A 25411-nucleotide genomic window follows, 5' to 3' on the forward strand; every position below is an offset into this window, starting at 1 on the left:
GCATGTTGGATGCCATCGTCGACTACGTACCACCGTGCCCGACCGAACTTCCCTCAAACCGGGTGAGCTGGAGCATCGATCCGTCACGCGCCATGCTGCTCGTGCACGACATGCAGCAGCATTTCCTGTCGTCCTACCCACCAGAGTCGACCGCTCTGAACACTGCCGTCGATAACATCGTCCGGCTGCGCGACATAGCCGTCGCCCACGGCGTGCCGGTGGTCTACAGCGCTCAGCCTCCAGCGCAGGATGCTCAACGTCGCGCCCTGCTGACCGACTTCTGGGGCCCTGGCCTGCAGACCGACGACGAAGCTCGCCTCATCGATTCCCTCGGCCCAGTCGACGAGTCCCAGATCATGACAAAGTGGCGCTACGACGCATTCGAACGCACCGACCTCACCGACCGGCTGCAGCGCGCCGGCCGAGACCAGCTGATCGTCGTCGGGGTCTATGCACACATCGGCTGCCTCGCCACCGCGTTGTCTGCCTTCATGAAAGACGTCCAGCCGTTCCTCATCGGCGACGCCCTCGCCGACTTCTCCGCCGCGCACCACCAGCAGGCACTCGCCTACGCCGCCGAACGCTGCGCCCGGGTCGTCGACGCTGACACCGCAGCCGCCGAGCTGAGCTGTGGCGCAGAATGACTCGCCACGCCCTCATCACCGGCGCCGCGGGAGGCATCGGCACAGCCGTCGTCCGTCACCTGCACGACGACGGCATTCGAGTGACCGGCACCGACTCGGTCGCACCGACATCGCCGGTCGACGGCGTGCGCTATCTGAACGGGGACATCCGCCAGCCAGACGAGATCGCCCGCGTCGTCGACGAGGCGCAGCACCAGAACGGCCGCATCGACGTGCTGGTGAACTGCGCTGGTGTCTTCGCACACGGCCCCGCGATCGAGACCGACATCGAGACGTGGAACCGGCTCTTCGAAATCAACGCCCGGGCACCGTTCCTGTTCGCCAAGGCGGTCGCCGGGTCGATGATCGAGCACCGCAGCGGAGTGATCATCACGATCGCCTCGAATTCGGCGGTCGTTCCGCGCGCCGACATGGCTGCCTACGCTGCTTCGAAGGCTGCGGCCAGCCAGGTCACGCGGTCGCTCGGGCTCGAGCTGGGGCCGCATGGCATTCGCTGCAACGTCGTCGCACCGGGCACGACGCGCACGCCGATGATCGGCGATCTGCAGAATCCGGCTCAGATCGTCGCCGGGGTGCCTGAAGCGTTCAAGGCCGGAATCCCCCTGGGACGCATCGCCGAGCCCATCGACATCGCCGCAGCAGTGGCTTTTCTCGTCTCGGATGAGGCCCGCCACATCACCTTGCAAGAGCTGATCGTCGACGGCGGCGCAAGCCAGCGCTGACTGATCGCGGGGGCGATCGCCGGCGGGGTCGCAGTCGGGGTCCGAGTCGCGTGCAGTTGTGGGGCGATCGGTTGGGGGCAGTCGGTGGGGGCAGTCGGGTCGGGCGGCGGATGCTCGGGTGCCTCCCAGCGCAAAGCGTCCGTCCGTCTCATAGCCGCACCACAGCGTCCAGCCGCCCCAAATGTCCCACGTCCGCCGTCCCACCATCCAGAGTCCAGCTGCCCAGCCGCCCCAAATGTCGGCCCCGAGCATCCAGACATGGAACTTGGCATGTCTCGATCGTCTGGAGCGACAAATCCCATGTCTCGATCGTCTGGAGCGACAAAACCCATGTCTCGATCGGAAAGGACCAGCATTCCCCATGACCCGATCAGCAGAAGCCCTCAGCCAGTTCTTCGGCAGTGACCCAGCCGCGCCTACTCCCCTGCCGGCTCGTCAAACTCCTCGATGCGCGGCACCACAAGGGGCGTACCGCTGATCGGGTCTTCGATGATCGCGTTGGGCAGCCCGAACACCTCTTCGATCAGCTCCGACGTCACGATCTCTTGGGGCGCCCCGTGCGTCACCACGATGCCGCCCTTCATCACGATCAGATGCGTCGCGTACCGGAACGCCAGGTTCAGCTCGTGCAGCACCGCCACGACCGTGCGACCGCTGCGGTGCAGCCGCCGAGCCAGGTTCAGCACCTCGACCTGGTGCGCGATGTCCAGGTACGTGGTCGGCTCGTCGAGCAGCAGCAGCGGCGTCTGCTGCGCCAGCGCCATCGCGATCCACACCCGCTGCCGCTGGCCGCCCGAGAGCTGGTCGATCGTGCGGTCGGCCAGGTCAGACACGTTCGCCGCGGCCATCGCCTCGATGACGGCGCGCTCGTCGGCAGGCGTCCACTGCTTCAGCAGGTTCTGATGCGGAAACCGCCCCCGCGCCACCAGATCAGACACGATGATGCCCTCCGGCGCATTCGGGTTCTGCGGCAGCAGCCCGAGCCGTCGGGCGACCTCCTTCGGCGCATAGTCCGTGATCTGCTGCTCGTCGAGCCACACCGATCCGGTGCGCGGCGGCAGCATCCGCGCCATCGACTTCAGCAGCGTCGACTTGCCGCACGCGTTCGGCCCGACGATGACCGTGAGCTCCCCCTCGGGAATCTCGACGGAAACCTCATGCAGAATCTCGCGCCCGGTCTTGGCATTGCCGTATCCGGTGACGAGCCTCTCGGTGCGCAGCCGCGACGTTGCGGCGGATGCTCCACTCGCCTGCGCCGCTGGGGTCGAGCCCGCCTGTGCTGCTGTGGTCACGCCCGTTTGGGAAGCTGCGTGTTCGGTGGATGCACTCATGCGCGTTTCCTCCATTCCATGGCCAGCAGGATGATCAGATAGATGCCGCCGAGAGATCCCGTGACCACGCCGACCGCCAACTCGTTCGGCGCGAAGATGCGCCGGGCGATCAGGTCTGACACCAGCACCAAGAACGCGCCCATGAGCCCTGCGCCGATCAGCCCGACACCGGGCGTGCGAGTGATGCGCCGCACAAGGTGCGGCGCGGCGAGCGCTACGAACGAGATCGGGCCGGCGGCCGCGACGGCCACGGCCATCAGCGCCACACCGACGACGACCATCACCAGACGCGAGCGCTCGACCCGCACGCCGAGCCCGATCGCAAGCGGGTCGCCCAGCGGCATCAGCGTCATCGCACGAAACTGGCTCCACGCCGCAGGCAGCAGCAGCACGAGCGCGACCGCGATCATGCCGGACTGCGGCCACAGCGAAGCATTCAGCGACCCGGCCATCCACTGCTGGGCCTTCTGGGCTGCGGCGAGATCGGCCTTCACGATGAGCAGCGAATTGATCGCGGCAAGCACCGCGCCCACACCGATTCCCACCAGCACGAGGCGGTAGCCGGCGACTCCGCCGCGCCACGAGAGCCCGTACACGATGGCTGCCGTGATCAGGCCGCCGCCGATCGCTCCGGCCGCCACGATCGGGGTCGAGCCGCCGAAGAACATGATCGCCAGAATCGCGCCGGTGGCCGAACCGCGGGTGAACCCGATGATGTCGGGCGAACCGAGCGGGTTGCCGCTGAGCACTTGGAAGATCGCGCCCGAGGTGCCGAGCGCCATGCCGACCAGAATGCCGCTGACCACGCGCGGCAGGCGCACCTGGTTCACGAAGTAGGGCACCAGCGGGTCATCGAACCGCTGCGTGCCGAAGATCGCGCCGAACACGTCGCCGACCGAGATGTCGTAGTCGCCGAACAGCACGCTGACGGTGCCGACGGCCAGAATCGCGATGACCAGAATCAGATAGACGATCGCGCCTCGGCGTTCGAAGCGCAGCGTGAACGGGCCGAGGCTCCAGTGCGAGTGCGCCTGGCGCAGGCTGGCCCTGACCTGCTGCTCCTGTTCGCGTGTGGGCGTGATCATCGACAGGTGTGCGGCGGATGCCATGTCACGCTGACTGCGCGTCTTCGCCTGGCTGGGCACCTTCGGCTGGGGGCCGCGATCGGAGGGTTTCACGGGTGTCTGGCTCATAGGGCTGCGATCTTCTTTCTGCGCACGATGAGCACGAAGATCGGGGCGCCGATCAGTGAGGCGATGATGCCGACCTGCACTTCATCGGGCCGAACCAGCAGACGCGAGACGACATCCGCCGCAAGCAGCCAGACGGGCCCGAGCATCGCACTGAATGCGGTGACCCAGCGCTGATCGGTGCCCACCAGCCAGCGTGCGAGAAACGGCACGGCGAGACCGACGAAGCCGATCGGGCCGACGGCGGCCGTGGCCGCTCCGGCAAGCAGGGTGACGGCGATCATGGTGAACACACGGGTGCTCGTGACCCGCACGCCGAGCGCCTTGCCGGTGTCGTCGCCGAGAGCGAGGGCGTTGAGCGAGGGCGACAGCAGCAGCGCGATGATCAGCCCGACGACGATGAACGGCAACACGAGCACGAGCACATCCCAGCCGCGGCCTTCCAACGACCCGGCGACCCAGAAGCGAAACTCGTTGAAGGCCACCTGGTTGCCGAGGATGACGGCCTCGGTGAGTGCCTGCAGGGCCGCGCTGATCGCGACGCCGGCCAGAGCGAGGCGCACCGGGGTCGCAGACGAGCGCCCGCTGGCACCCAGCGCGTAGACCGCGGCCGACGCGACGGCGGCGCCGGCGAAGGCGAACCACAGGTAGAAGCTGATGCCGCTGATACCGGTGAGCGCGACGGCGAGGACGACGGCGAACGAGGCGCCCGCATTGACACCGAGGATGCCGGGGTCGGCGAGCGGGTTGCGCGTGAGTGACTGCATGAGGGCTCCGGCCACGCCGAGTGCGACGCCGACGATGAGACCCATCGCAGTGCGCGGAATGCGCAGCTCCTGCAGCACGACCGAGTTCTGGCTGCCGTCTGGGGCGAGCAGCAGACGCCAGGTCTCGCCAAGCGGAATGTCTTTCGACCCGAGTGAGAGGCTCAGCAGCACGGTGAGCGCCAAGGCGACGAGCACACCCACCAGGGCGGCGACTCTGACGGCGCCTGGGCGATGGATCTCTTTGGGGCCTGGTCTGTGATCAGTCGTCGCGCTCTGCTTCGACGGGGAGCCAGACCCGGGAGTGCCCGCGCCGGGGACGCGGGCACTCGATGTGGGTGCGACTTGGGTCATGGTTGGATGTTACCTTGCCAAGCCGTGCAAACATCTGACCAGTCAGCAGACATACTCTCAGCCATGCCGGCGAAGGCGACGCTGAGCGACCAGGATGGCCCCTGCAGCGATGACTGCTGCGCCACCTGCGATGAGGAGCCCCTCATCGAGACCGGTGCGAGCCAGTTTGCCCTCGCTGCCGTTCGCCTGCGCGGCGTTGCTGTTGTCACCAGCGTTGCCGACCTGATTGAGGTCAGCGTGGTTCGTGTCATCAGCGGGTGTCTTGGCCTCAGGCTTCGTGTCATTGTCGCCTGTGCCCGCTCCGTTGTCGTGTTCCTTGTCGTCGTCCTTCTTCACGGGGAAGCCGGTCGGATCGATGCGGAAGATCTGGTTGTTCTCGTCTGCCTTGTTGACCGCGTACGCGACGCCGTCAGGAGTGACGGTCACATCGTTGGGGTACTGTCCCGCATCGAGGTTGCCGACACGCTCCAACGAGTCGGCATCGATGACGCTCACGGTGCCACCGGTGCGGTTGGCCGAGTAGACGAAGCGATGCACCGGATCGAAGAAGAGATTGAGTGCGCCGCCACCAGTCGGAATGCTCTTGACGACCTTGCCGCTGACCGTGTCGACGACGGTGACGTCGCTGTTGCCCTGAGCCGCGATGAACAGCTGCTTCTTGACCGGGTCGAAGGCGGTGCCTGACGCACTGGATAGCTCTCCGAGTTGGTAGTAGGTCGCCTTGTTGCCGTTGCGGGTCTCAACCTTCGCTGCACGACCGCCTGAGAGCGAGGTCGTGTAGAGATCACCGGTCGCCTCGTCGAAGTCGAAGCTCATAACCCCAGTGAACGGTTCCTCCTCGGTTCCGAGAGCGATCGTGTCGACATATTTGTTCTCATTGAGGTCGAAGACCCCGATCGTGTTCGACAGTGACGACCCCACATACGCTTTGTGACTTGTCTCGTCCACAGCGACGTCTCGAGCATGCTTGAGCTCTGGACCTCCCTGAACGTAGACCGGCGCCTTCGTCAGGTCATCAGCGTCGTAGACGACGATGCCATTACCGCTGGTCGCACTGGCGACGACCTTCCGCGCTGAGTTGTCGATGCCGATGCCGAAGACCTGGATGTCCGCACCCTCTGCGGTCTTTGCAGCCGGGCCGGTCTGCAGCACTGCGAGCGTCTTCGGATCGATCTTGGCGACGCCGGTCTGTTTGCCCCACTGTGTGAACGTGGCGAACAGGCTGCCGGTCTTCTTGTCGTCCACCAACTGGTACAGTCCCTGCGGTCCAGTCGCATGCGTGACAGTGAATTTGTCTGCGTTGATCTCGGCGTTGTTGGGCGTGACCTTCTGCCCAAGGTCGACACTCAGGTTCTTCTCGCCCACCCGATACGCGACCCTGATGTCCTGACCCACAGGAGCATCCGCAGGAATCGTGAACGAGATCTTCGCACGATTGTCGGCGCCTGCGACAGCAGCCTGGTCAGTGCCCAGCCAGTTTGCGCCGTCGGGCCCGATTCCGGTCACCTTCGCCCCCTGAGGCAGGTTGCCAAAGGTGATATCGCCCTGAGCACCCTGACTCGGCGTGTTGAATGAGCTGTCTACCGTGGACGGCACAGCGGTGAAGGGGATGTCGTACGTGCTGTTATCGAGCGAGTTCGTGATGGTGAGCACATGCTCTGAGCCTGCCAGAGCCGCCCCGGCGTCGAGCAGCACACGATGGTTGAAGTCGCCGGCATCGTTGTCCGGGCCGATCACGTCGGTGGGTTTGCTGTTGAGCATCCATGTACCGGGAACCTTCTTGCCGTCCAACTGCGCTGTAAGCTTCGAATCCTTCGGCAGCTTCTTGCCGAAGACCCAAACGCTGACCTTGTTGTCTGCAACCAGAACCTCGTCAAGGTACATTGTGGCCTCTGCCGCCTGCGGCTCGGCGGTGAAGGTCGCCTTCGGATTCATCGAAGACCCACCGCCGTTGCCGCCGAGGATCTGCACGGTGTAGCTGCCGGCTTTCAGCGATGGAACGACCAGGTCAAATGCGAAGTTCCCGTTGGCATCGGGCAGGTACTTCGCGTCCGAGATCTTGAGGAAGCCACTGGCATCCCATGTGCCGGCTTCCTGGTTCGGCAGCACGACGCCCGTTCCGCCGGTGAGCAGTTTGACGGCGAACCACTGACGAGGGTTGCCTTCTGGGTCTGGAGCGACCCCTGTGCCAGTGACGTGAATGGTCGCGCCGTCAAGACCCACGCTGGTCTTGTCGAGCGTGATCTGTGGCGTGGCCGCGACTTCTGCAGCGGCAGCCGCCGGGCCGAAGGATGCTCCGCTCACGGGAGCGGCATTGGCGATCAGCCCGCCTCCGGCCGTCAAGGTGAGAGCGAGAAGCGCCCCTGCGCCGGTGATCGCGGCACTTCGTCGAACGGTTCGGTTCTGCGTAGTGTTCTTTGACATCATTCCTGACTTCTATGAGTTAGTGCAGCCTAATTATCAGCTGCTGAACGATGAGACTCTACGCCTCGAGCCCTGACTGCGCCAGAGCGAAATTCGCGTTGCAGATGGGTTGCGATATGTGCACAGACAGAGCTCTCCACAAGCTTGACGCTCTCGACGTGAACCACGTGTCTGTTGGGCCGTACGGTCCGCTATAGACGGTGAGCCCCCCACTGCTCTCATTCAGGCCGTTTCGACCTCACCGGCCAGACGAGAACCGCGATGACTCCCGCTGCGACCAGCAGCAGCGTCACGGCGAAGACGACCGTGCCAGCCCACGGAAAGCCGGGCTTGGAGAATGCCGTGTGATCTGCCGACTGTGCCGCCTCACTGCTGTCTGCAGCAGCCGAGGAATCCACGCTGCTGCTTCCGCCGTTGGAGGCCCCGCCCGCGATCGGCAGCTCGTCGTCGGTCACCGATTTGGCGGCCTGAGCCGGGTCTGGAGCCGGCACCATCAATACGGCCCCGTCGCCGACGGTCTTCTGCTGTTCGACCTGCTGGGTCATGGCCGACCCGCCGCCTTCGACCGTGGCGCTTCCTCCCTGTGCCGACGAAGCGCTCTTGGGAACGACTTTGAACTCGCTGTTTCCACGGTTGGAGGTCGCAGGTGTGTCTGTCAGAAAACGCAGCCAATAAGAGCCAGCGGTGAGATCATTCGGGATCACGATCGTTCCGCTGGCCCGCCCGCTGGCGTCACTCTGCACGCGGGTCACGACGCACGACCCATAGCGAACACCCTGGCCGCAGTATTGGCCGTCAGCGATCTTGACACTGATCTGACGGTTCGCGGGGAACCCGGTCACAGTGAATGAGAGAGGCTCCCCAGCGCTCACCGAGCGAGAGCTGACCGTAGAACTCGTACCCGGACTGTCTGGGCTCGCCCCCGCCGGAGGCAGAGCGGATGCAATCGAAGAGGCGCCGAAGGTCAATGCAAGCGTCGCGGCCGCCGCAGCCAGCATCCGTCGGCCGATGCGCACCCAGCTGCGTGCCGGGTCATGGTTCGTTTGGGTCTCATCGCTGTTGTGCCTCATGCCGACCTCCTGCTGCGTGCGATGCCGAGAATCGTGGTCGCCGCAAGCCCCAGGGCCAACGTTCCGAAGGCTGCGATCAGCAGCGGGCCGTTCCAGTTCGTGGGGGTGACCAGCCCGGCAACCGGCTTTGTGTTCTCGAAGCTCTTGCGGCTGCTCTCTCCTGGCAGGTTGCCGTCGACCCAGCCGACGAGTTCTCCCTGCTGACCGACGAAGCTGAACTTGTGGTCTCCCGGCTCAAGATCGACGATGTCGAACCGCACCTTCTTCTCAGCGTCGAGCTGCAGCCAGTCCACTCCCTGCGGGCCGGGCCATGCGTGCAGATACACCCAGTCACCCGGTTCGAGACTGTTGAACGTGGTCGTCAGAACCGTGCCGTCCTGTTCGACTTCGACGTCGCCACGGTTGAGATCGGTCAGGTCGTCTTCGGCCAGCACCGGAGCCGCCGGGGTGATCAACGGGCGCTGCCCCGCCGCGGCTTCGCCGATGCTCACGAGGCTGTTGCCTGACGCCTTCAGCGTGAGGTTGCTGTTGCCGGTGCTCCCTGACGGCACGACGACGATGTTGTCCGAGGAGCCTGCGTCCGCTCCGCTCGAGGCCACATCTGTGTGAGTCTCGATGCCGAATTTCAGGCGCAGACTCCGAGGCTTGTCGCCCGTTCGCGCACTACCGGTCAGAAGCGTCACCGAATGTTCTGTGCCCGGTTCCCATTCAGAGCCTGACTGGGCTAGGGTCGTTGCGTTGGCACGCGTCGGAATCGGCACATCAGCAATCCAGTTGCCATTGTTATCTGCTGCGTAGTATCCGAAGATGTTGGATGTCGTGCCACCACCATGACAGATGTTCTGAGCGTCAGTCGAAGCAGGATTTGCGGCAAGAACATCACCATTGGCATCCGGATTCGTGCCGAACTTCACTGCGATACACGACCCCAGCTTTCCATTCGACGTCGTCCAGCCGGTACCTTCGAGGTGGAGAGTGCCCATACGGTTCGCGGAGTTCACGATGCAGAAGCGAGCACCCGGGTCGCCTTCGACCTTCACTGTCTGGCAGTTCCACCCCTCAGACCGAACCCCACCCAGCCCTCCGCTGCTGTTGCTGTCGGCCATCAGCGTCCGCGTGGCAGTGTTCGTCGCTGATCCTTCCCCGTTCGTCGCAGTCATGCGATACAGATCGCCGTCCTGCTCGGCAGTCATGGTGAGATCTGGTTTAAACGACAGTTCCCCCCGGCCCTGACTCGGCGCGCGCACGACCGTCCAGGTTGACCCTGAATCGGTCGAGCGCTCCCAAGTCACGGTCGGTATCGGAGAAGCGTCAGCGTTGAGGATGACGCTAAACGGCTGTGTATCGTTCAACGGTGTTGGCACCGATTTCATCCGTCCTGCGATGACCGGCGCTTGAGCCTTTTCAAGATCGAAGACAGCTGAGGTGGATTCTTCAGCATCTGTCTTGGCTGTCAGAAGATAGCTGCCCGAGGCCAGCCCCTTGGGAATTGTCACAGCGACGGTTGCAGCGCCATCTGACGAGAGCACCGTCTTCGCGACGTCTGCTGCGGTCAGCGGCCAAGACTGCCCGTTGGGCCTGTCTTCTTGGAGGACGAGGGCGGCCGTCTGCCCTGCAGATTTCGTGAATCCGCTGAGCTCAAACGTCGCACTGTAGCCGCTGGTGATGGTACTCCCAGGTTCGGGCGCGACGGAGGGGCTGGACGTGTCGGGTTTGGGCCCGACCAGGAACTTCGCGTACTGGCTGACTCCCTCGCCACCGTCACCGGAACCGCCCAAGACGCGCACCCAGTGCACACCATCTGAGAGACTCGGGCTGAGCCTGAGCTCAACGGACATGTCACCGTTCGCATTGGGCAGGTATCGGGCATCGGTGACTGTCACACCACCCTGATCGATTTTGCCGTTCGGCTGTTCAGCAGCCAAACGCGTGTGATCATCATCATTGACGTCGTCGATCTTGAAGGTGAGTTGCCCCGTTCCTTCAGGGCGCTGAGCCATTCCCTGACCGGTCACAGTGATCGCATCGCCCGGGCTGACCTTGCGACAGTTGGAAACCGCGATAGAGCCCTGGTCCTGTCCGTTTGGTCTCGGGGTGCCCTGCGTTGTCAGATCCTCGCAGCGATCATCCTGCGCTGCAGCGCTATCGGACACTGCTCGAATGGTCTGCAGCGATTCCGCTGGAGATCCGCTGCCAAGGATTTGCACGCTCCCACCGTCAGTCTCTCCTGACGCTCCCGTCGCAGCCGAAGCCGGCATTGCGCCGAGCGCACCAAGCGCCAACAGGCCAGCTGCGGCGAATGCGGTGAGGTTGCGAACGGCGGTGAATGATCGGTCGAGCACGCTCACGTCGTGTCTCGTATCTTTGACTCTCTTCTGCATCACTGAGCTCCGTCGAGTTTCTGCTGCACATCAGTGATCAGCGAGTCCATCAGGATCGGACCGCCGGTCGATGTCCACCGGGACCCGTCGACCAGAAAGACATGCTGCTGTTTGTAGACGTTGAGATCGGTGAACCCGGGCACGGCTACGGCCTGACGCAGCGCATCCTTCGCGCCCTGCTCGTCGGTCGCACCGCCGGCATCCGCGTTGCCGACGGATGAGCCGCCAAGCGTGCCGAAGAACATGTAGTCAGCGTCGATCTCGCTCAGGTTCTCGAGTGAGACCGGCTCGGAGTGACCGGCACCAGCTCGGTCCTGGTTCTCGGGACGCTTGAGGCCGAGGTCTTCGAGAGCCTGCCCGGGCAGGAGCTCTTTCAAGATCAGGGATGCCGTGTTGCCCTGCCAGCGGACGATGGAGAACGTCTTGTCCTGGTAGGTGCCGAGACCTGATTTGACCTGCTGGACGTGGTCGTCGTAGTTCTGAACGACCTTCTTACCGTCGTCGGCTTTGTTTAGCGCATCGGCCACGATGCCGAAGTTGTCTCGCCAAGAGCCACCGGCCTCGCCTGCGATCACCACGGGGGCGATCGCCTTGAGCTGCTGAATCTGTGCATCGTCGTTGATGCTCGTGCCATCGGTGAGAATCAGATCGGGCTTGAGTTTGCCGATCTCTTCGAAGTTGGGGTTCGCGACATCGCTGACGATCGGAATGCTCGCAGCGCGGTCTCCAAGGTATCCCGGCGCTGTCTTCTGCCCGCGGCCTGAGGTCGTTCCCGCTGGTGTCACATCTAAGGCGAGCGCACCGTCAAGTGTCGGCTCGCTCAGGGTGACGACCTTCTTCGGGGAGGCCGGAATCGTCACCTCCGCGCCGGTTGAGTCTGTGATGGTGCGGTTTCCTTGTGCATCAGCGGTGCTGTCGGAGCTGCCGCCTGAGACGACACCGCAGCCCGCGAGCCCCAAAGAGACAGCAAGCGCGGCGAAGAGACCGATCATTCGAGCTGCACCTCTGCGGCGTCGGGCAGTTGCAGAACCTTCACGGCGTGATGACACGAGACTGTGACCTCCAATTCTTCAGCCTGTCAGGCACTCACCTGACGGCTACCACCGCCCTATAGGCAGAGACACATGCCGGTCTAGTCAAACCGTTCTGAAAGATGCTCCCAAGGCCAGGGCCCCGTAGATTCTGATCCGACAGAATGACTATGCTAAAGAGACATTTTTTGAATCATCCGACCTCAGTGTGTACTTCCTTACACATCGGCCTGGTGATGACGCCGACAGTTCGGGAGCCTGATTAGGTGCAAGCCCATGCGCACTCGTTGTTCTGGCCGCCTACGGGCGAGCTGGAGGTCGTCGTCAATGCCGAGCGATGGCCTGCCGGACCAACACAGGCCGTCTGGGTTCCGGCGTCAACGAGTTTTCGCGTCGAACCAGCGCGGCACAGCCCTCTCTTTCGAGTCGCGGTGCCGACCGTAGCGCACGGCGCTCAGTCCCTGCCAGAGCTGCCGAGAGTCGTTCCTGTGGACGTGGATCTGCGGACCAGCATTCTCACGTACATTTCTGGCCGGCTTCGAGGCGCTCAGCTTGACGTGCAGCCTGTAGTTGATGCACTACGGAGGGTCGGACGACCGCAGGTATCAGTCACGCAGCCAGTGAACGCGACCGCACGCGAGCTGGCGATCGCCATCGAAAGGCAGCCGGCATCCCCGCCCTCATTGACTCAGTGGGCCGCAGATAGCGGCACCAGCACCCGCACGCTGCTCCGCCGATTCCGAGCCGAATCCGGCTGCACTGTCGCACAGTACACTCTGCGGGTGCGGATGCGCCTGGCCTTGAAACTCCTCGACCAGAACGTCTCACTCACAGACGTGGCGCTGCAATGCGGGTACAGGTCGACGACCAGTTTTCTCGCAGCATTCCGCAGAACGTTCGGGGCCCCTCCGGCAGCATACGGATACGCCTTCGACGAGCAGCCCGAATAACGGACGCCTCCCAAACAGAAAGTGTGGGGCCGAAGATGAGAACACCTTCGACCCCACACTTGAGTGCCGAGAGTCACACGCTCTCAGGGCAGTTCACCCCTGTGCGCGAGACCCAAATGGCTAGGCGCGACGACGACGCACGGCCAGGAGAGCACCGGCGCCAACGATCAACAGCGCCACACCTCCGAGCACACCCGCAACGCCTGCACCCGTGTGCGCAAGCGTGCCCGAGTTCTGCGTGCCGGTCGCATCCTTGCCATCCTGGCCGGGCTTGACCGGGGCCTGCTCGCCAGAATCATTCTGGCTAGGAGTCGCGCCCGGATCCTCATCCGTCTCAGGCACAGTGATGCCAGCCCAGCCGAGGAAGTCTCCGTCAGCCTTCTGCACAGCGAGCTTGTGATCGCCGGCGCCGAGTTTCGCGACGTCGATCGCGATCTGACCGTCGGTCAGCTTCGCCCAGCCGAGACCCTGAGGCGTCGAGTAGCCATAGACGTAGAGCGACTCGCCTTCCTGGACGTTGGGAGCCTCCACCTTCAGCGTTGCCACCGTGCCATCAAGGGACACCAGCGACACACCGCCACGGTTCTGATCAGTCAGATCATCCGACTGCCCATAAGTGGCTGCAGGCGGAATGACCTCGACAGTGACGGTGACCGACTTCTTCGTTTCGTTGCCGGCAGCGTCCTTCACCGAATAGGTCAGCGTGTACTCGCCCACCTTCGAGGTATCCACCGTTCCCTCAACAACGACCTTGTCAGTCAGATCGCCATCAACGTTGTCCTTAGCCGAAACACCAGCCTTCGAATCAAACGCATCGCCCACGTTCACCGTCTGATCGGCAGGAACAGTCAGCTCCGGAGCCGTCTTGTCAGCAACAGTGACAGTGACCGACTTCTTCGTTTCGTTGCCGGCGGCATCCTTCACCGAATAGGTCAGCGTGTACTCGCCCACCTTCGAGGTGTCCACCGTTCCCTCGACAACGACCTTGTCAGTCAGATCGCCATCGACAGCATCCTTGGCCGAAACACCAGCCTTCGGATCAAACGCATCACCCACATTCACCGTCTGATCGGCAGGAACAGTCAGCTCCGGAGCCGTGACGTCAGGGCCCCCGGTAAGCGACTCGGGATACCCCTGGAACGGGATGATCGTCGGCACGGAGGTCGCGGGCTCGAACGCCTGAGGAGTGACGTCACCCGGAACAGGCGATGCGCCTTCGGTCACCACCGCAACTGACCCAAAGGCACCGGCACCTGGCGGGTCAAGAAGATTCCCAGTTTGGTCTACCGACAGGCTCCCCGAAAGCAGCTGTACGTCAAAACGGTCACCGGGCTTGAGGTCGGACGAGACGTCCGAGTTCGCCGTAGTCGGCACAGGAATGCGCACAGAGAAGTTTCCCGAGCCGTCTGCCTGAGCGATCGCATTGACCTGACGAGACTTCCAATCATCTGCAGCTGCGTTCTCACCAGTGTTCTCCACTGGATACTTTGATGTGATGAAGGTACCCGTTGGAGTCTTGACCTTGAAAGCGACGCGGGCACCACCGGTGCCTGCGGTATTCAGCCAGTTGCTTCCGGTCACCACGATATTGCCGTCTGCGGTCACCTGGTCAGTCCACGTGACTTGGCGGAGTTTGCCCTGCTTATTGTCGCCATACGACTTCGACTGATGCGTCTCACCCGGGCCCACAGCTGCCGCCGTGGTCTGGAACGGCGCCTGCACAGATGTCACCGGCTCGTTGTCGAGCAGGAAGAGCGTGTGCTCGCCGGCAGTGGTGGGAACTCCTGCCGATGTCTTCGCCGGAACCGTGATCTTCTCATTCGTGAAGCTGCCGTTGGCGTCGGTCACGATTCGCGCGCGGGTTGCATTGGGCGCGTCCTCGCCGTCATCTGCGGCGATCTGCCCGTATGCATCACGATCGATCTTCACCGCAAGGTGCTGGTTCGGCTCGAATCCACTGCCCGAGACCACAAGTGGCTGTTCGGTATCGCCCGGGATGACCTGCTTGGTGTTCTGTACATAGACGCGAGCAGTGGTCTTGCCCGGAGTGATCTTCGTGATGTCATCGGCGTTGACTGGCGTGGGATCCGCCGTTGAGCCTTTGACCTCGGTGTTGGCACTGATCGACTTGCCAGTGAGAATATCGAGCGCGTACGGAATGGTCGCGTTCTGGTTGCGTCCGGCCTTGTCAACGACGAAGGCGCTGCCGTCGGCCACGACGAGGTGGTTTGCTGATTTGTCAGCGATCTTCACCGTGTTGATGACACCGTGGCTCAGACCGTCGACGACCGAGACTGTGCCGTCTTTGAAGTCTGCCGCATAGATCAGGTGCTTTTCCTGATCGACAGCCACAGCCAGAGCACTGTTGCCGGTATTCACCTCGTACTTAAGCGCACCGGTGTTGATGTCGTACGCCTGCAGCGCGAGTGCGCCACCGCCTTGGTTCGCGGTGTAGACCTCACCCAGTTTCGCGTCGATGGCGACGTTCGACGAGCTGAACGTCTTGCCGTCGGTCTTCGTCTGAAGATCAATTCTCTTCGAGATCTCCTGCTTCTCGAGATCGATCTCGTAGATCTTGTTCAGTGACATGTCGCTCGTGTAGAGCTTGCCGTTCGCCTCATCGAGAGCGAATCCCATGGTCACGGTGCCTTCACCGGTCTCGATGCTCTTGACCTGCTCATGCGTCTTGGCGTCGTACACCTGGACACCATGGCTGTTGTCTCCGCCGCGTGCAGCTGCAGAGACGTAGACGAAGCCCCGCTTCTCATCGACGATGACTTCACGCGGGTGAGAGAGTTCCTGCTCCACCTTGGTCGTGCCGGCCTTGTAGGTCGTCGACTTCGTCGCACCAGTATTGTCAGTCGTCGTCACGACCTCATCCTGATCGCGCACGGTGGAGTTCTCGTCGTAGCTGCTCCAGACCTTGCCCAGCGTGTTGAGGTCGAAGGACGACACCTGGTTGTCTCGAGTGTTGGTGACCCAGACCTGCCCGTTCGCGTCGTCGACGTCGATGCCGTACGCGCCCAGACGCTTGACGCCTGCGTGCGAGACGACGCCGTCTTTGGTCTCGTCACGAGCAATGGTCGGCAGCTCTGCGAGAGCCTCGACCTTGAGGGTCTTGGGATCGAGCTTGGCAATCGTGCTGGTCACGATCGGCGGTCGTCCGACCGAGCCCGTGACATAGAGCGCGTCCTGCGACGACGAGTAGGCAATCTGATACTGCCCGGGGATGCTCTGCGTCTTCTCTGACGTGATCGCGATGTCACGTGTGACCGGGGTGATCTGCGATGCCTCATCTGCAGCCGACGCCTGCAGTGGAGCGATTAGCGCGCCGCTTGCGGCAAGCGCGAGGCCGAGGGTACCCGCACCGGCTCGACGCAGGAATGATCTGCCTCGTCGATTCGATACAGAGCCCACATGATTGACAGCTGTCATCTGTACGCCACTTCCTTCTTTCGTATTGGCAGTCGACAATCCTCTGTCGTTAGAGAGGCAGACCTTGCTATATTGATGCGCGTGCATGCAGGCGAGGCTTACCTCAGAACTCAGGACGGACCTGCACCAGCTTGGCAAAGGAGGCCATCTCTGTGAACTCGATAAGAAGAAATTCTGCATCTCGAGCACAGGTGCATGGCATCCGACAGCCAGATCAAGCCAATCGGACACTCGAGCTGGCGCATCGAATCGGCACAGTCATACTCGCTCTCGAAGGGCAGCATCGAGTCGCCCTTGCCTCTGTCGAACATGTGGTCACCCCACGTGTCGTTCTCTGGGTGCCCGCAGACGTCGCGGCTGCCGACCAGCTCGACGGGCAGCTCACGCACTCTTTGACGATGCTGCCAGTGACCGCCCCCGCATCCACTGCTGAGTCCCTCTTCGATCTCGCGCCTTCATCGCTCACAGCCCTGCTCGTCGATGACGAGGTTCAGCATCAGATTCTGCAGCGTATCTCTCATCAGCTGCTGCACGGGTGCGATTCAGTCGAACATCGCGGCCTGTGCCTGCGCGCGTGCGGAGCCAGCACGCAGGCACTCATGTCCGCGATAAGCAGCTGCGAGGTCATCACGGCACAGGTTCCCTGCGCGAGGTCAGAAGACGCCGAGTGGATCGCACAGCAGCTTCGCGAGTGCCCCGCCGACCGTCGCACCGCCGCACAATTCGCCGCAGCCCTCGGGGTGAGCAGCAAGACCGTTCAGCGCAGCTTTCAGCGGGAGACCGGAATGACCTTCAGCACCTATCGCCAGCGGGCACGAGCGCTGTACGCCCTCGAACATCTCACGACCGGCACTGATCTCGCCGTGCTCGGGGCCGCCGCGGGCTATACCTCGGCCTCAGCGTTCGCCCAGGCATTTCGACAGCAGATCGGGATGCTGCCATCGGCACTGCTGAGGCAGAGTTGCGAGCTGATCGAATTGCCCCGGCAGCCGGCCGCCGAACGGAACTCGGACATCCGCCGCTCAGCCTGACCGCCTTCGTCAGTCGCTCTTCAAAGCGCTGGGCCGCACGTCGGCTACTAGCGCAGCGCAAGCCGCTGCTCGTGGAGCACTTCCAGCAGAGGAGCCTTCTCGGCCGCCCCGCTGCCTGGCTTTGTGGCGATCTGGTGTGAGAACGAATCGATGCGACGGCTGGTGTCGCGAAGGTCATAGTAGGTCTGCACGATCTCGTCGTAGGCTGCGAGCGCGTCATCGTGGTCGGTGAGATCTGGGTATGCGTCAACGCCGACCGTGATCTCTTTGGGCAGGCGCGGCTTGAGCTGCGGCTCCTGGTCAGGGTGGCCGATCAGCAGTCCGACCAGAGGAAACGTGCGAGTCGGCAGCTGCAACGCGTCAATGACTTTACGGGGGTCTCCCCCGATGCTGCCCAAGTAGACGGTGCCGAGTCCAAGTGATTCAGCGGCCACGACCACGTTCTGCGCCGCGATCAGGATGTCTTCGACGCCTTGCAGAAACAGGGCGGTTGTCTCGAGCGGATCGAGGCTTCGTCCCTGCCGCTCGCGAATCTGTGCGTTGCGGTACAGATCGACGACGAAGACGAGCAGCTCGCCCCGGTCGCCGCCGACGTAGGGCTGACCCGACGACTCGAAGATGCGCTGACGCACTTCTGGGTCTTTCACTCGGATGATCGTTCGCTGCTGGTAGAAGCTGCTGGTCGCCGCCTGTGACGCGACGTCGAGCAGCGTCTGCATGGTCGACTCGTCGACCGGCTCTGCCGTGTACGCACGGATGCTGCGGTGTGCGAGCTGCGCGGCGATCGTCGCGTTGGGTGCTGAGTTCACTTCGTCTGCCGATGTCGACTTCTGTGCAGGCATTGTGCTCTCCGTTCATCACGTCGTCTGAGCGCCCGGGACGGCGCGGCGCTGGTCGCGCGACGGCGACGAACCGTCACGCAGCAGATTCTACGACCTGTGCGACACGTCGTTCCGTAACGATTCGATCACTGTCGTCGGCATGTCGCGCGCAATGTCAGAGGCTTCTCATAGACTCTTCTCAGACGGGGAGGCGAGTTATGGAGAACATCGATGTGACTACGGTCGCTTTCATCCTGCTCATCGTGGCCGGTTCGCTGCTCGTCATCGTCGTCGGGCTGCTGCTCATGTACGTGGTCATTCGTGAAGCCGTGCGGTCTGGCACACGCACCGCCCTGCGCGAATACGAGCACGAGAAGGCTCAGCGTCGCGCCAGGCTCGAACGCGAGAAGCGCGCGAAAGCCGCAGCGCAGACATCTCGTTCTGCAGGTGCACGTGCACCTGCCTCCGCCGGTGCCGCAGCCGTCACTCCTGCCCCGACTGAGGCAAAGAAGAGCGTCTGGCAGAAGCCCAGGCGAAAGACCACGGCCAAGGCAGCCGCCAGTTCAGTCCCTCACGCATCGCCGGCTCAAGCTGCGACGAACTCGCCGTCCCACGTGCAGCCGACCACCGCATCCGCATCGTCATCGGCAGCTGCGACCCAGGTCACCGGACAGACCCGTGCTGCGCGCCGCACAGCAGAGGCGGAGTCTCCGCGGTCGCATTCCTGGACCTCATGGTGGTCGCGCAGCACTCGCAACACGGCCTCTCCCGACACATCCGGCACGCCAGCCATCATGCAGGGCACGACAGAGGTCGATGCTCATGGGGCTGCCGCGACCGACGAGGCTCAGTCCACGGGCGCACCCGGTGCGCGAGCCCAGGCGATTCTGGCGCAAGAGACCGCTCCGATGCGTCAGGCCAGCTGACCGGCGCCTGAAGAGATCTCCCCCGCGCACTTCTCCTCAGTCGTCGATTCTCACGAGCGCATTTCTCTGTTTTACGGATACGAAGAGGCGTAGTCATGATCACTTCAGAATCTCAGACGGTCGATCAACAGGTGTCGACCGGGCATCTTCCCGGGGAGGCCGAGGTCGCTTCGCTGACGACCACCGCCTATGAGCGCTATCGCCAATTGGACGACGGACGGGTGGCCGACTACATTCCCGCGCTGGCCGAGGCGGATCCGACGCTGTTCGGCCTGTCAGTCAGCGAGGTGAACGGTGCTACGCACGATGCCGGCGACAGCGACTACTCGTTCTCCATCCAGTCTGTCTCCAAGGCATTCGTGTACGCACTGGTGTGCGAAGCCTATGGCCATGCAGTCGTCAAAGAGAGAGTCGGCGTCGACAACACCGGTCTGCCTTTCAACTCCGTGATGGCACTCGAACTCAACGGCGGCCACCCGATGAACCCCATGGTCAATGCTGGGGCGATCGCGACGACCGCGATGATGCCCGGAGCCACGCCCGCAGAGCAATGGGAGCTGATTCGCACCGGCCTTTCGACTTTCGCAGGTCGACAGCTGACCATGGACGGTGAGGTCTATGCCTCAGAGATGAAGACCAACTCTCGCAACAAAGGCATCGCCCGACTGCTCGAAAGCTATGGACGCCTCGACCACGACCCTTTAGACATGGTCGACATCTATACCCGGCAGTGCGCGATGCTCGTCACCTCGCACGATCTCTCAGTGATGGGGGCGACGCTCGCCGACGGAGGCATGAACCCGGTGACGGGTGAGCAGGTCGTATCGGCCGAGGTCTGCAGAGACACGCTCTCGGTGCTCGCCGCGAGCGGAATGTACGAACGGTCAGGCGAATGGCTGTTCGAGATCGGGATTCCTGCGAAATCAGGTGTGGCAGGGGGCATCGTCGCGATCGCTCCTGGCAAGGGCTCCATCGGCGCGTTCTCCCCGCGCCTGAACTCCGCAGGAAACAGTGTGCGCGGCCAGCGTGCGATTGCATATCTCTCTCGGGCACTGGGCCTGAATCTCTTCGCCTCCGACAGCAACCGACAGACAGGAAAGGTCGCCTGATGACCGCCACCGCAGAGACGCTTCAATCAGAGACGAAGCGATCATGGGTTCCTCTGATCGGTCTCTTCCTCGCTCAGATTCTCATGTCATTCAACGTTGCAGCGCTGCCGATCTCAATTGGCGGCATGGTCGCTGACTTCGGGGTTCCGCCCACCACCGCGAGCACCACCATCGTGGTGTACGGCTTGGTTGTCGCGGCGTTGGTCATGACCGGCGCAAAGCTCGGGCAGCGCGTCGGATGGGTGCTCATTTTTCGCTGCGTCATCGTCGTGTTCGCCGGATCGTCGCTGATGATGATTCTTGCGCCTTCAGTCGGCTGGGCGATCGCTGGTCAGTGTCTCGCAGGTGCCGCGGCGGCGATCATCGTGCCTTCACTGGTCGCGCTGATCGCAGAGAACTACAGCGGCGACCAGCAGGCAACCGCGATCGGCTCTCTAGGGTCGGCTCGTGCGCTGTCAGGCATCAGCGCCTTCCTGATCGGAGGAACGCTCGGCACGCTGGTCGGCTGGCGACCGGTCTTCATGATCGTGCTCGCTCTCGCGATCGCCGTGTTCCTCTTCAGCTTCAAGCTGCGCTCGGACAAGGGGGATGCGGGTATCAGAATCGACCTCGTCGCCTCGGCCCTCATCGGTCTGTCGATCATGCTGCTGACCCTCGGCTTCAACAATCTCAACGGGTGGGGCGCATTCTTCGCCACACCAGGTGCGCCTTTCGACGTCCTGGGAATCTCCCCAGCGCCGATGCTCATCGTCTTCGGCATCATCTTCGGCCAGGCATTCTTCGCATGGACACGGCGACGGATGCGTCAGGACAAGGTTCCCCTCGTCGACCTCTCGGTGCTCGGCTCACCGTCTGAGCGAGCAGCTGTGTATGCGATGTTCGTCGTTGTCGCGCTTGAGGCGGCCCTGAACTTCACCGTTCCCATGTACATCCAGATTGTGCAGGGGCGCACCCCGTTCGAGACCTCGCTTGCCATGATGCCGTTCAACCTGACAGTGTTCATCACTGCGACACTGGTTGTGCGCTTCTACAAGCGCTTCAGCCCTCGGACCATCGGCATGGCAGCGTTCGTACTCACGACCTGCGCGCTGGTGTGGCTCTCTTTCGTGGTCACGAACAATTGGGAGACACTGCCGACCATCCTCGGACTCATCGTCTTCGGCATCGGCCAGGGTGCCCTCGTGACTCTCATGTTCAACGTTCTCGTCACCGCTGCACCGGCCGAACTCGCTGGAGACGTCGGGTCGATTCGCGGAAGCACGCAGAACCTTGCCTCGGCGGTGGGCACCGCCGTCGTCGGCGCACTGCTGGTCGCTCTCTTGAGCGTCGGCGTCGGGCGCGCCGTGGCGGAGCACCCCGAACTCCCTGACGATCTCGTGACACAGGTCGATCTCGACAGCGTCAACTTCGTGTCGAACGATCGGCTCGAAGAGGTCCTGTCGCAGACCGACGCGACCGGAGCTCAGGTCGAGGCAGCGGTTCAGCTCAACGAGGAGCAGCGTCTGCGCGCTCTCAAACTGGGCCTGCTCATCCTCGCTGGTCTCAGTGCGATCGCCATCCTCCCCGCCTCACGCCTGCCCCGCTACCGACCGCATGAGATTCCTGCTCCCGATGCCGCATCGACAGGCAGCTGATCAGCCTGCCCGATGACGAGAACGATGAGGACGATGAGGGTCACTTTCTGAGCGAATCATTCCCGTCGGAGTCTCTGCTCTGACGAGCGGTGCCGTGGTGCTGTGACCAGGCTTGCGCTGCCAAGGCTTCGCCCGGAGAGTTCGAGGGCGGCAGATCTGTACCCCCAGTCGGGTTCGAACCGACACTGGGCCGATTTTAAGTCGGCTGCCTCTGCCAATTGGGCTATGGGGGCCCGGTACGAGCGAGATCTGCAGCGACATTCCGCTGCGAGCGCATCGCCTGCTCTGACATCTTAGTGGCTGCGAAAGACGGCCTCTGTAGAGTTAAGCCAGCGGGCACCATGTCCGCTGGTGACTTGAACAAGGAGATCATTGTGGGCGCTGGATGGATCACCCTCATTGTCGTGATCGCGATCGTCGCGATCATCGGCATCTGGCTATGGGCCACGTACAACGCTCTGGTTCGTCTGCGTGTGCGCGTCGACGAAGCCTGGAGCGACATCACCGTGCAGCTGAAACGGCGAGCCGACCTGCTGCCGAACCTGATCGAGACCGTCAAGGGGTACGCGGCACATGAGAAGGGCGTGTTCGAAGCGGTCACGCAGGCGCGTTCCGAGACGGTCAACGCAGCCACACCCGCAGAGGCGACCGTGGCCGAGGGGCATCTGCAGGAGGCACTGAAGAGTCTGTTCGCCGTGGCCGAGGCGTATCCCGACCTCAAGGCGAACCAGAACTTTCTGCATCTGCAGCAGGAGCTCGTCGACACCGAAGACAAGATCCAAGCGTCACGCCGCTTCTACAACGGAGGCGTGCGCGAGCTGAACACCAAGATTCAGACCTTCCCGACCAACATCATCGCGGGCGCCTTCGGCTTCACCAGCCGCGAGTTCTTCGAGGTCGACAACCCCAGCGCGATTGCCGAGCCGCCGCGCGTCCAGTTCTGACCTGATCCATGTATCGAGCCATCCGCCGCAATAAGGTCAACACGGTGTTCATCATCCTGATGTTCATCGTGTTGATCGCGGTGCTCGGATACGCCGCGAGCCTGCTCTTCGGCAATTGGACGATCACCATCTGGGCTCTCGTCGGAGCAAGCATCTATGCAGTGATTCAGTACTTCATGGCGGGCCGTGCTGCTATCGCCATGAGCGGGGCGCGTGAGATCACCAAGGCAGAAAACCCTCGACTGTGGCGCATCGTTGAGAACCTCGCCATCACCACGGGCACACCGATGCCCAAGGTCTACATCATGGACGACCCCGCGCCCAACGCGTTCGCGACCGGCCGCGACCCTGAGCATGCCATCGTGTGTGCGACCAGCGGCATCCTCGAGCTGATGACCGACCGGGAGCTCACCGGGGTCATGGCCCACGAGATGGGGCACGTGCGCAACTACGACATCAGGCTGAACATGATCGTGTTCGGGCTGGTCGCGGCGATCGGCATGGTCGCCGACATCTTGATGCGCATGTCTTTCTGGAGCGGGATGACCGGCGGCAACCGCAATAACAACAACGGCGGTGGCAACCCGATCATGCTGGTGGTCGGCATCGCTGCAGCCGTGCTGGCTCCCCTCGCCGCGACGATGGTGCAGCTGGCCGTGTCGCGACAGCGCGAGTATCTGGCCGATGCGACCGGGGCGCTCACCACGCGTGACCCCGAGGCACTGGCGAGTGCGCTCGACAAGCTGCAACGGTACTCACAACCACTGGCGCGGCAGAACTCGGCGATGGCTCACATGTACATCGCAGACCCGTTGAAAAGCGGATTCGTCGACAGACTGTTCGCGACGCACCCGCCGATTCCCGACCGCATACGCCGCCTGCTGAACAGTGCCGACAAGTTCTGAAGGCTGACGTCGGGCAGAGCCGAAGCTCTCATCGGTGACGCGCGCGTCCGATCGACAAGACGCGCACGTCCGATCAACACTTTGTGCGGGAATCGACGCGCAGAACCACGCATACTGCTCACCCGTTCAAAACCTGTGTGGGCACGGGAGTTCTTCGCGCTGGACCACTTCGCCTGCCGCAGCCCTGCGCGGGCCCGAGTACCCGCTCAAACGTGGAGAGGCCCCGCACTTCACAGTGCGGGGCCTCTCCACGTCAGCTCGACAGAACCTGCTTCGCAACCGCCTACGTCGGTGGCTACCGGCAGCAGGGTCTACTTCGCAGCAGCCTTATCAGCGGCCTTCTCGGCAGGCTTGGCATCAGCGGCCTTGTCTGCTGCCTTGCTCTCGGCTGGCTTCTCAGCCTCGGCCGGCTTCGGCCGCGGGCGCGAGGCGAACTCCTCGAAGAAGGCACGAGGCTCGACGCCGTGGCTGGTGGTCGCGAGGTCGCGACCGATCCACATCTGGTGCCACCAGTCGCCGAACACACGGAACTTGCGCTCCCACATCGGAATCGCCAGACCGTGGTAGCCGCGGTGGAACACCCACGCCGGGAAGCCCTTGAGTGAGAACTTCTTCTGCCCACCCGTGAACACGCCGTTGCCGACGCCCAGACCGGCAACCGCGCCAGCGGGCTTGTGCACATAGTCGATGGGGGCATCGCCACGCAGTGAGGCCACGATGTTCTTGCCCAGGCGTTTCGCCTGACGCACCGCGTGCTGCGCGTTCGGCACGCAGGATCCGTCGAACGGCAGGCCGTTACCGGTCACGTCGGGAACCTGCGTCGAGTCACCGGCGCCCCACACGTTCTCGAGCACGCCGTCGTCGGTCTCGGCGCGCAGATCGGCGCGCAGGCGCAGACGGCCACGAGGCTCAAGCGGCAGGTCACTGTTGCGCAGCACCGGGTTGGCCATCTGACCAGCGGTCCAGATGATCACGTCGGTCGGGTACTTGTCACCCTTCGAGGTCTCGACGATGCCGTCGACCGCGCTGGTCACCTGCGTCTCGAGGTGAATCGTCGCATGCCGGTTCTTGAGGTCGTCGATGACCCACTTCGCGGTTTCGAGCGAAACCTCAGGCATGATGCGGTCAGCGGCCTCGATGAGGTGGAACTCCAGCTCGCTCTCGCTGATCTGCGGGTAGAACTTCAGCAGTTTGGTGGCCAGGCCGCGCACCTCTGCGAAGCCCTCGATGCCTGCGAAGCCGCCGCCGACGACGACGAAGGTCAGCAGACGCTGACGCTCGGGGCCGACGGGGAGGTTCGCCGCACGGTCGAAGTTGGTGGTGATCTTGTTGCGAATCCACTCGGCCTCTTCGACCGACTTCAGACCGATCGCGTTCTCAGCGATGCCCGGAATCGGGAAGGTGCGAGAGACAGCGCCCAGCGTGACGACGAGGACGTCATAGTCCAGCTCGTAGGGCGCACCTCCCTCAGCCTGAACGGTGACCTGCTTGTCAGCGTTCGAGATAGCGGTCACCTTGGCGTTGATGAGGTTCGTACGGCTCAGGTGGCGACGGTGCGGCACCAGGACGTGGCGAGGCTCGATCGACCCGGCCGCGACCTCAGGAAGGAAGGGCTGGTAGGTCATATAGGGTCGAGCATCGACCAGAGTTATCTCGGCCTCGCCGGGGTTCAGCAGCTTCTCGAGTGTGCGCGCGGTGTAGAAACCCGCGTAGCCACCACCAATGATCAGGATCTTGGTCACGAC

General features: G+C 63.2%; 19 protein-coding genes and 1 tRNA gene. 9 read left to right on the top strand and 11 right to left on the bottom strand.

Features of this window, described 5'->3' with window-relative positions; genetic code table 11:
- The first annotated feature begins 2 nt into the window (after positions 1-2).
- Positions 3-644 (top strand): isochorismatase family protein, encoded by a 642-nt coding sequence (locus F8O07_RS10290; RefSeq protein ID WP_158032096.1) that lies wholly within the window; start codon positions 3-5, stop codon positions 642-644.
- Positions 641-1366, top strand: a complete 726-nt coding sequence (locus tag F8O07_RS10295; protein WP_158032097.1) for an SDR family oxidoreductase — start codon at positions 641-643, stop codon at positions 1364-1366. The genes F8O07_RS10290 and F8O07_RS10295 overlap by 4 nt, the downstream gene beginning before the upstream one ends.
- Positions 1367-1782: 416 nt before the next feature.
- Here the strand turns inward: F8O07_RS10295 and F8O07_RS10300 are convergent, their stop codons facing one another.
- From F8O07_RS10300 to F8O07_RS10330, 7 genes are all read right to left on the bottom strand, one after another.
- A complete protein-coding gene (locus tag F8O07_RS10300) occupies positions 1783-2697 on the bottom strand; it encodes an ABC transporter ATP-binding protein (protein ID WP_158032098.1) in 915 nt (304 codons plus the stop codon).
- Entirely contained in the window at positions 2694-3890 is a 1197-nt protein-coding gene (locus tag F8O07_RS10305) for a FecCD family ABC transporter permease (RefSeq protein ID WP_225733285.1), read from the bottom strand. The genes F8O07_RS10300 and F8O07_RS10305 overlap by 4 nt, the downstream gene beginning before the upstream one ends.
- Entirely contained in the window at positions 3887-5005 is a 1119-nt protein-coding gene (locus F8O07_RS10310) for a FecCD family ABC transporter permease (protein ID WP_158032099.1), read from the bottom strand. Before F8O07_RS10310 ends, F8O07_RS10305 begins: the two co-directional genes overlap by 4 nt.
- A gap of 57 nt (positions 5006-5062) precedes the next feature.
- On the bottom strand, positions 5063-7429 hold the full coding sequence (locus tag F8O07_RS10315; RefSeq protein WP_158032100.1) for a YncE family protein: 2367 nt from the start codon (positions 7427-7429) through the stop codon (positions 5063-5065).
- Between the two features lie 218 nt (positions 7430-7647).
- Positions 7648-8499: a hypothetical protein gene (locus F8O07_RS10320; RefSeq protein WP_158032101.1), complete on the bottom strand. Its 852-nt coding sequence runs from the start codon at positions 8497-8499 to the stop codon at positions 7648-7650.
- Positions 8496-10880 (bottom strand): hypothetical protein, encoded by a 2385-nt coding sequence (locus F8O07_RS10325; protein ID WP_158032102.1) that lies wholly within the window; start codon positions 10878-10880, stop codon positions 8496-8498. The genes F8O07_RS10320 and F8O07_RS10325 overlap by 4 nt, the downstream gene beginning before the upstream one ends.
- Positions 10880-11872: an iron-siderophore ABC transporter substrate-binding protein gene (locus tag F8O07_RS10330; RefSeq protein WP_158032103.1), complete on the bottom strand. Its 993-nt coding sequence runs from the start codon at positions 11870-11872 to the stop codon at positions 10880-10882. The genes F8O07_RS10325 and F8O07_RS10330 overlap by 1 nt, the downstream gene beginning before the upstream one ends.
- A gap of 659 nt (positions 11873-12531) precedes the next feature.
- On the opposite strand from F8O07_RS10330, the gene F8O07_RS10865 reads away from it, so the two are divergent.
- Positions 12532-12861, top strand: a complete 330-nt coding sequence (locus F8O07_RS10865; protein ID WP_192496764.1) for a helix-turn-helix transcriptional regulator — start codon at positions 12532-12534, stop codon at positions 12859-12861.
- A 120-nt stretch (positions 12862-12981) separates the two neighbouring features.
- Here F8O07_RS10865 and F8O07_RS10340 read toward each other — a convergent pair whose 3' ends face one another.
- Positions 12982-16296 carry an immunoglobulin-like domain-containing protein gene (locus F8O07_RS10340; RefSeq protein ID WP_192496765.1) on the bottom strand — a complete coding sequence of 1105 codons (3315 nt, stop codon included), beginning with the start codon at positions 16294-16296 and terminating at the stop codon, positions 12982-12984.
- Between the two features lie 311 nt (positions 16297-16607).
- Here F8O07_RS10340 and F8O07_RS10345 point away from each other — a divergent pair, with 311 nt between their 5' ends.
- The gene (locus F8O07_RS10345) at positions 16608-17327 is read left to right on the top strand and encodes an AraC family transcriptional regulator (RefSeq protein ID WP_158032106.1); all 720 of its coding nucleotides are present in this window, start codon (positions 16608-16610) and stop codon (positions 17325-17327) included.
- Between the two features lie 47 nt (positions 17328-17374).
- Here the strand turns inward: F8O07_RS10345 and F8O07_RS10350 are convergent, their stop codons facing one another.
- Entirely contained in the window at positions 17375-18169 is a 795-nt protein-coding gene (locus F8O07_RS10350; RefSeq protein WP_158032107.1) for an NADPH-dependent oxidoreductase, read from the bottom strand.
- A 197-nt stretch (positions 18170-18366) separates the two neighbouring features.
- On the opposite strand from F8O07_RS10350, the gene F8O07_RS10355 reads away from it, so the two are divergent.
- The 3 genes from F8O07_RS10355 (at position 18367) to F8O07_RS10365 (ending at position 21817) form a co-directional block, all read left to right on the top strand.
- Entirely contained in the window at positions 18367-19074 is a 708-nt protein-coding gene (locus F8O07_RS10355; protein WP_192496766.1) for a hypothetical protein, read from the top strand.
- 95 nt (positions 19075-19169) lie between these two features.
- Positions 19170-20183: a glutaminase A gene (gene glsA / locus F8O07_RS10360; RefSeq protein ID WP_158032109.1), complete on the top strand. Its 1014-nt coding sequence runs from the start codon at positions 19170-19172 to the stop codon at positions 20181-20183.
- Positions 20183-21817 (top strand): MFS transporter, encoded by a 1635-nt coding sequence (locus F8O07_RS10365; RefSeq protein WP_158032110.1) that lies wholly within the window; start codon positions 20183-20185, stop codon positions 21815-21817. The genes glsA and F8O07_RS10365 overlap by 1 nt, the downstream gene beginning before the upstream one ends.
- Positions 21818-21976: 159 nt before the next feature.
- Here F8O07_RS10365 and F8O07_RS10370 read toward each other — a convergent pair.
- Positions 21977-22050: transfer RNA gene (locus F8O07_RS10370), tRNA-Leu, on the bottom strand.
- Positions 22051-22191: 141 nt separating this feature from the next.
- Here F8O07_RS10370 and F8O07_RS10375 point away from each other — a divergent pair.
- Positions 22192-22761: a LemA family protein gene (locus tag F8O07_RS10375; protein ID WP_225733286.1), complete on the top strand. Its 570-nt coding sequence runs from the start codon at positions 22192-22194 to the stop codon at positions 22759-22761.
- Positions 22762-22769: 8 nt separating this feature from the next.
- The gene (locus F8O07_RS10380) at positions 22770-23666 is read left to right on the top strand and encodes a M48 family metalloprotease (RefSeq protein WP_158032112.1); all 897 of its coding nucleotides are present in this window, start codon (positions 22770-22772) and stop codon (positions 23664-23666) included.
- 311 nt (positions 23667-23977) lie between these two features.
- On the opposite strand, the gene F8O07_RS10385 is transcribed toward F8O07_RS10380, so the two are convergent.
- Complete coding sequence (locus F8O07_RS10385) at positions 23978-25408, bottom strand: NAD(P)/FAD-dependent oxidoreductase (RefSeq protein ID WP_158032113.1); 1431 nt, start codon at positions 25406-25408, stop codon at positions 23978-23980.
- Positions 25409-25411 lie beyond the last annotated feature (3 nt).

It is taken from the genome of Pseudoclavibacter sp. CFCC 13796, from assembly GCF_008831185.1.
Taxonomy (GTDB): Bacteria; Actinomycetota; Actinomycetes; order Actinomycetales; family Microbacteriaceae; genus Pseudoclavibacter_A.

Excerpts from the sequence above, each read along its gene's own strand:
- F8O07_RS10290 (WP_158032096.1), top strand. The coding sequence starts at position 3 with ATGTTGGATGCCATCGTCGACTACGTACCACCGTGCCCGACCGAACTT.
- F8O07_RS10295 (WP_158032097.1), top strand. The coding sequence starts at position 641 with ATGACTCGCCACGCCCTCATCACCGGCGCCGCGGGAGGCATCGGCACA.
- F8O07_RS10300 (WP_158032098.1), bottom strand. The coding sequence starts at position 2,697 with ATGAGTGCATCCACCGAACACGCAGCTTCCCAAACGGGCGTGACCACA.
- F8O07_RS10305 (WP_225733285.1), bottom strand. The coding sequence starts at position 3,890 with ATGAGCCAGACACCCGTGAAACCCTCCGATCGCGGCCCCCAGCCGAAG.
- F8O07_RS10310 (WP_158032099.1), bottom strand. The coding sequence starts at position 5,005 with ATGACCCAAGTCGCACCCACATCGAGTGCCCGCGTCCCCGGCGCGGGC.
- F8O07_RS10315 (WP_158032100.1), bottom strand. The coding sequence starts at position 7,429 with ATGTCAAAGAACACTACGCAGAACCGAACCGTTCGACGAAGTGCCGCG.
- F8O07_RS10320 (WP_158032101.1), bottom strand. The coding sequence starts at position 8,499 with ATGAGGCACAACAGCGATGAGACCCAAACGAACCATGACCCGGCACGC.
- F8O07_RS10325 (WP_158032102.1), bottom strand. The coding sequence starts at position 10,880 with ATGCAGAAGAGAGTCAAAGATACGAGACACGACGTGAGCGTGCTCGAC.
- F8O07_RS10330 (WP_158032103.1), bottom strand. The coding sequence starts at position 11,872 with ATGATCGGTCTCTTCGCCGCGCTTGCTGTCTCTTTGGGGCTCGCGGGC.
- F8O07_RS10340 (WP_192496765.1), bottom strand. The coding sequence starts at position 16,296 with ATGACAGCTGTCAATCATGTGGGCTCTGTATCGAATCGACGAGGCAGA.
- F8O07_RS10350 (WP_158032107.1), bottom strand. The coding sequence starts at position 18,169 with ATGCCTGCACAGAAGTCGACATCGGCAGACGAAGTGAACTCAGCACCC.
- F8O07_RS10355 (WP_192496766.1), top strand. The coding sequence starts at position 18,367 with ATGGAGAACATCGATGTGACTACGGTCGCTTTCATCCTGCTCATCGTG.
- glsA (WP_158032109.1), top strand. The coding sequence starts at position 19,170 with ATGATCACTTCAGAATCTCAGACGGTCGATCAACAGGTGTCGACCGGG.
- F8O07_RS10365 (WP_158032110.1), top strand. The coding sequence starts at position 20,183 with ATGACCGCCACCGCAGAGACGCTTCAATCAGAGACGAAGCGATCATGG.
- F8O07_RS10380 (WP_158032112.1), top strand. The coding sequence starts at position 22,770 with ATGTATCGAGCCATCCGCCGCAATAAGGTCAACACGGTGTTCATCATC.